We start from the raw sequence: 4,296 nt of genomic DNA, 5'->3' as shown, positions 1-4,296 counted from the left end.
CGTGGTTGCCGCCCGACGGGCTCAATAATCCGGCAAGCCAGAGCCCGGTGGCCATTTTGCAGGAAGATCAGACTTATCGTGTCGAGATCACTTCGGAACACGGCTGCAAGGGAAGCGGGCAGGTCAATCTGAAAATTAAAAGAACAGAGAGCATATCCATTCCTGGTGCATTCACACCTGACGGCGACGGCAAGAATGAAGTGCTGCTGCCTGTCCTGAACGATATCGCTTCCCTTCAATATTTCAGGATTTACAACCGCTGGGGAGAAGTTGTATTTGCAACTGATCAGTTGAATACCGGCTGGGACGGACGCTTTAAAGGCGCAACGCCGGTGAGCGGAACTTACGTCTGGGAAATCGAGGGTACCTCCGGAAAAGGCAGGGTTATTCAGAAGAAAGGCGCGGTAATGCTGCTCCGTTAACAAAAAACGCCCTTCTGAAAGAAGAGCGTTTGAAGTTCAATTGAAAATATTAGCTGATCCAGCTGAATTCGTAAGCGAGGTCAGGGACGCGCGTACGGTCTGCAATTCGTCTCAATCTTGTCGGCAGCGCCATCAGATAGTCACGCGCTTTTTCCGCTTTTTCGTTAATCCCTTTCACTGCGCCGATTTCCCACTCCACGAGCAGGCTTTCCAGTATTTCAATGTAGTCTTGTGTCGTGTAAACGCCGAGCCGCTGGGCTGCATCCGAGAAATGCGAAAATGTTTCGCCCATCTTCATACCCGTTTCTCTCATAAAGTGAGCGGGCATCACTATTTTCTTTCTCATCATATCTTCCAGAGCCAATATCAGCTCGGAAGGATCCACTTCCAGGATGCGGGTCACAAATGCTTTATATGCTTTTGCGTGACGAGCTTCGTCAGACGCGATTACGCCGCATATTTTTGACAAATGCGGGTTCCCGAATTTCTTGGCCAAAGTGGCAGTACGTCTGTGAGACACATTCGTTGCAAGCTCCTGAAAAGAAGTGTAAATGAAGTTTCTATAGGGATCTCTGTCTGTACCGATATCGAAACCGTCGGCGATCAGGTATTGCGTAGATACCTCCATTGCGCGCATGTTCACGCGGCCAGACAGATATAAATATTTATTCAACAGGTCGCCGTGGCGGTTTTCCTCCGCTGTCCATGCCCTCACCCACTTCACCCAGCCCGATTCCGGCTCGTCTACCTGATTAACACCAATCACATCTACCAACCAGGATTCATAAGTCGGCAATGCTTCCTCGGTAATGGTATCCCCAATCAGAACTGCAATGTAATCGTATGGAAGATCGCGGCAGCTTTCCTGCAAAAGTTTTACTTCACCGGCAAAATTTTCTCTTCGTGAATCGGGAAGGAAGTCGGAAGGTTGCCAGTTTTCGTCAATTGGCTTTAGGTATTCGGCTATCAGTGCATCCAGGTCCTTTCCTATGTGCTTCATGACTTCAAGCCTCTCTGCTGAAAGTGCGATGTCCATTGTCAAATTCGTTTTAACGCTCAATTATATTTTACAAATAAAGTCAATAATCTGTAAGTTTTACATGACAGGAGTCATTTCCAATTCCAGATTTTAGGATACAACAAAACAGTTTTAGGTTATTTTTGCAGAAAAAATAAGAATGAAAAAAATCCTCGATTATCTGTTAAGTGTCTTATATCTGATTCATTTTAGTATTAGTCTTCTGGTATTTCATGTAGTACAGGTAATTGCTTTTAATGTCTTCGGTCCAAAAGCGCACCGGACTTCGGTAGAGTGGCTCAATTTCAGCCTCGCATTCGGTTTGTACCTCACCGGCGCGCGCATTACCCTTCAAAAACGCACCACACTTCCCGACAATCGTCCCATCATATTTGTTGCTAACCACCAGAGCAGCTACGATATCGCCGCCATCTACTGGTATCTGCGAAAATACAGACCTAGGTTTGTATCCAAAATCAACCTTGCAAATGGCGTTCCAAGCATTTCTTACAACCTGCGGAAAAGCGGCGCCGCATTGATCGACCGCAAGGATAGCAAGCAGGCTATTACAGAAATCGCCCGCCTGGGCAAGCTGATACAGGAGGAGAAATCATCCGTTATCATTTTCCCCGAAGGTACCCGCACAGCCAGCGGATTAATGCGCCCGTTCCTGACCGGCGGCGTAGCCACTTTGCTGAAACGCGTTCCCGACGCGCTGATTGTTCCCGTAGCAATTGACGGGACAGGCGCATTCAACCCCAGGGGAGTCTTCCCGCTAAAATCCTTTGCACGGCTGAGCTGGACAGTCCTGCCCGGCATTGAACCCGCCGGAAGAAAAGTGGAAGAAGTGCTCGCCGAAGCGCAGGAGGAAATCAGAAAAATCATCCGTGTTTCTGAATAAATCATTTGACTGATATACAGCAGGTTATACACACCTGAAAACACGCTCTTCATCCAATTTCCCACAAGCTTCATTGCCTTAACAATTGTTAACAATGGGCATTTAAACCTGTATACCCTGCGGCCCTCTAACCAACGAACTTTAAAATTTATTGGTCATGAAAAAGATACTTTTTGCCGCCGCAGTACTTGTTCTTAGTTTTTCTTCCGCTAATGCACAGTACGGTCCCCGCTATGACACCCGCGGCGACTACCACAATAGTCAACGTAATGGCCGGGGCTCCGATATCCATCACATGCAGAGAGAGGTCCGCCAGCAAATCGCAATGGGCGTGCAGCGCGGGACACTTTCATCCCGTGAAGCCAATGCACTAATGAGCCAGTATGAAAGGATTGAGGCGCGCGAACAAAGATTCAGTTACCGCGGCAGATTATCCCCACGAGAAGCGCGTATCATCCGCGAAGACCTGCAAAGACTGATGGCGGATACCCGGAGAATGAGCAGCGGCCGGGGCGATCACTGGGCGCGTGACCGCAGAGACAGATATTAATTTTCATGGCAGTTGAAGGTTTAGGGTAATTTGGAAAGCGCCACGCTTATAGCGTGGCGCTTTTTTATGCTTCATCCCTGAAATACCTGACCAGCTTGACGTGTGATTTTTCAAAGCCTTCCCGCTGGTAAAACCGGTGCGCCTCTTCTCGGATATTGCGTGAGGTAACTTCCATTTGGATGGCGCCCTGTTTCCTGGCAAAATTCACCACGCGTTCTACCAAAGCTTTACCGATTTGTAAAGACCTGTACTCAGGCTCCACATACATCTCCTGGATCTCGGATACCAGCGCCGCGTGGTGTAGCAGCGGCTGGATATGGCAGCTCACCATTCCCACTGGATTGTTGTCCAGGAAAGCCAGGAAGTACCGGATATTGTTGCTTTTCAGATTCCTGTCAAAAACAAAATCAAAGCCCTGCCGATCGATTGTTGTGTTTTCAAGCCCGCAGATCATTTTATATAATGCATTGCGGTCTTCGTCTGTTGCGGTTCGGATAAGGAGTTGACTTGAATTGATCATCGGCTGCTTCATCGGGCGTGTTGAGTATTTGAAACAGCAAAAATAGAACTATTTCTCAGGCCAGAGTACGATCCGCTTGCCCTTCTCGTCCCAAACGTTCTTCTGAAATTCCCGGATCTCGGCTTCCGTGTAGCTGCTCATATCGACCCGGCTGCCGTCACAATGGAAATTATGGCAACCTATACACGACATGTACGACAAGGTATAATTGATAACCGGCTCACCGCGAAGCTCAACCAGGCTGATGGTCATCGCTCTGTCTTCCTTGTTCGCTCTGGCTTTTCCAACCAGATCGCGCAGCCAGGGGAGATTCCGGATCGGGTCCTTCACCCCACACACTTCAACATTTTTAGATACGTTTTTTTCTTTGCAGGAAAAGGTAAGAAGAGCGAGGAGCAGAAAAGGTAATGCTTTTTTCATAGTTGCTAACGGAATAGTATAACCCGATAGACACGAAGCCTTGTTGGAAAGTTGTAATAAGTACAAAGGTTTGCTGGTACGATTGTTTACAAAGCACAGTGCATTAAGCTGATTTTAGAAATAAACTTCGAAATATGGCCCACGAATCAACTACACACAGAAAGAGCAGGAAAAGGCGCGCGTTAAACATATTCATCGGCATCGTGGTGCTGCTGGTTGCGATCCGGCTTATTTTACCCTACGTTGTACTTCATTATGCCAATAAAAGTCTGGCCAATATCAATGGTTACTACGGCCACATTGACGACATTGATCTGGCCATTATTCGCGGCGCATACCGCATTGACAGCATTTACCTTAACAAATCGGATACCATTACAGGCAAGCAGACGAAATTCTTTGCGGCGAATGCGATTGATCTGGCGGTAGAATGGAAGGCGCTTTTTAAAGGTGAGATCGTGGGCC

At 47.8% G+C, this 4,296-nt stretch carries 6 protein-coding genes and 1 pseudogene; 4 read left to right on the top strand and 3 right to left on the bottom strand.

Annotation, left to right across the window (positions count from 1 at the left end; all coding sequences use genetic code 11):
* Nucleotides 1-422 (top strand): gliding motility-associated C-terminal domain-containing protein (locus ACTIE6_RS18130; RefSeq protein ID WP_439557983.1); only part of this gene is annotated, 422 nt, incomplete at its 5' end.
* Nucleotides 423-471: 49 nt separating this feature from the next.
* Here the strand turns inward: ACTIE6_RS18130 and ACTIE6_RS18125 are convergent.
* The gene (locus ACTIE6_RS18125; RefSeq protein WP_439557982.1) at nucleotides 472-1,458 is read right to left on the bottom strand and encodes an acyl-ACP desaturase; all 987 of its coding nucleotides are present in this window, start codon (nucleotides 1,456-1,458) and stop codon (nucleotides 472-474) included.
* Between the two features lie 142 nt (nucleotides 1,459-1,600).
* On the opposite strand from ACTIE6_RS18125, the gene ACTIE6_RS18120 reads away from it, so the two are divergent.
* Together ACTIE6_RS18120 and ACTIE6_RS18115 are read left to right on the top strand one after the other, a co-directional pair.
* Entirely contained in the window at nucleotides 1,601-2,341 is a 741-nt protein-coding gene (locus ACTIE6_RS18120) for a lysophospholipid acyltransferase family protein (protein WP_439557981.1), read from the top strand.
* Between the two features lie 157 nt (nucleotides 2,342-2,498).
* Nucleotides 2,499-2,891, top strand: a complete 393-nt coding sequence (locus ACTIE6_RS18115; RefSeq protein WP_439557980.1) for a hypothetical protein — start codon at nucleotides 2,499-2,501, stop codon at nucleotides 2,889-2,891.
* Between the two features lie 64 nt (nucleotides 2,892-2,955).
* Here ACTIE6_RS18115 and ACTIE6_RS18110 read toward each other — a convergent pair whose 3' ends face one another.
* A complete protein-coding gene (locus ACTIE6_RS18110; protein WP_439557979.1) occupies nucleotides 2,956-3,423 on the bottom strand; it encodes a GNAT family N-acetyltransferase in 468 nt (155 codons plus the stop codon).
* Nucleotides 3,424-3,459: 36 nt separating this feature from the next.
* Nucleotides 3,460-3,831, bottom strand: a complete 372-nt coding sequence (locus tag ACTIE6_RS18105; protein WP_439557978.1) for a hypothetical protein — start codon at nucleotides 3,829-3,831, stop codon at nucleotides 3,460-3,462.
* A gap of 134 nt (nucleotides 3,832-3,965) precedes the next feature.
* Between ACTIE6_RS18105 and ACTIE6_RS18100 the strand changes: the two are divergent.
* A pseudogene (locus ACTIE6_RS18100) lies at nucleotides 3,966-4,296 on the top strand (DUF748 domain-containing protein); the annotation flags it as partial.

The sequence above is a fragment of the Dyadobacter sp. genome (genome assembly GCF_051859145.1).
In the GTDB taxonomy this organism is placed as follows: Bacteria; Bacteroidota; Bacteroidia; order Cytophagales; family Spirosomataceae; genus Dyadobacter.
Note: the sequence above shows the minus strand (reverse complement) of the source record. Positions and strands in the feature narration are given on the sequence as shown.

Coding starts and splice junctions, on each gene's coding strand:
- ACTIE6_RS18125 (WP_439557982.1), bottom strand. CDS start 1,458: ATGGACATCGCACTTTCAGCAGAGAGGCTTGAAGTCATGAAGCACATA.
- ACTIE6_RS18115 (WP_439557980.1), top strand. CDS start 2,499: ATGAAAAAGATACTTTTTGCCGCCGCAGTACTTGTTCTTAGTTTTTCT.
- ACTIE6_RS18110 (WP_439557979.1), bottom strand. CDS start 3,423: ATGAAGCAGCCGATGATCAATTCAAGTCAACTCCTTATCCGAACCGCA.
- ACTIE6_RS18105 (WP_439557978.1), bottom strand. CDS start 3,831: ATGAAAAAAGCATTACCTTTTCTGCTCCTCGCTCTTCTTACCTTTTCC.
- ACTIE6_RS18120 (WP_439557981.1), top strand. CDS start 1,601: ATGAAAAAAATCCTCGATTATCTGTTAAGTGTCTTATATCTGATTCAT.